General features: G+C 65.4%; 1 protein-coding gene. It reads left to right on the forward strand.

Annotation, left to right across the window (positions count from 1 at the left end; all coding sequences use genetic code 11):
- Positions 1 to 321 precede the first annotated feature (321 nt).
- On the forward strand, positions 322 to 510 hold the full coding sequence (locus tag H7007_RS12950; protein ID WP_287155754.1) for a hypothetical protein: 189 nt from the start codon (positions 322 to 324) through the stop codon (positions 508 to 510).
- Positions 511 to 729: the final 219 nt, after the last annotated feature.

Consider the following 729-nt stretch of genomic DNA (forward strand, 5'->3'; position numbering starts at 1 on the left):
GCGACCCGACGCTCACCCGCTGGGGGGACTGACGAGGCCGGAGCGGGCCGGGACCGGGACGGTGAGGGTTTGATCTCCGGACCTTGGAGTCTGTGGGCCTACTCCCGGAGAGGCTTCCACGGGACCCGGGACGTGGAAAATTTGATCTCCGGACCTGATAAGGGTGCCGGATCCATCCGTCCCGCTGCGTCCGTCCCGCCATCAATCCACCCGGCGGCGGGAAGTCGGGGGACATTCGGTGGATGGAGGGAGGCGGCGGTGGCCACATGATGGTGTCGATGGGAAGTCGGCCTTCCCGGACGGACCAAGGAGGGATGCCAGTTGACCAAGGAGGAAAGGATGGAGCTCACCGACAGGCAGCTGGGACTGCTGGAGAACGCCGTTTTCCTCTGGCTGACCATACTCCCCCCGGTATCTGCCGAGGTGCAGCGGGAACTGGGGGAGCTCCTCAACCAGCTGGGCAGGATGCGCTCCGCTTCCATTGTGGGCAGGGAACAATCCACCTCTTGACCGGTATGCCATCCGTCTATGGGGGGATGGGGGAACCCGGCACAAGGGGCGAGATTAAGAGAAAAGAAGGCACGGAGGCTTTTTGGAGTTCAGGGAAGGACGGTGATGCCATGGAGAGGGGACCTTGAGGATGCCCAGGGAGGGGCGGAGCCGGCCGGCCCCGCCGATGCGAACAGGCCGGGCGCAAGGCAGGAAGCCGAGGGGCCCAAGCGGCCCGAA

Source organism: Candidatus Solincola tengchongensis (genome assembly GCF_015711935.1).
In the GTDB taxonomy this organism is placed as follows: domain Bacteria; phylum Actinomycetota; class Geothermincolia; order Geothermincolales; family RBG-13-55-18; genus Solincola_A; species Solincola_A tengchongensis.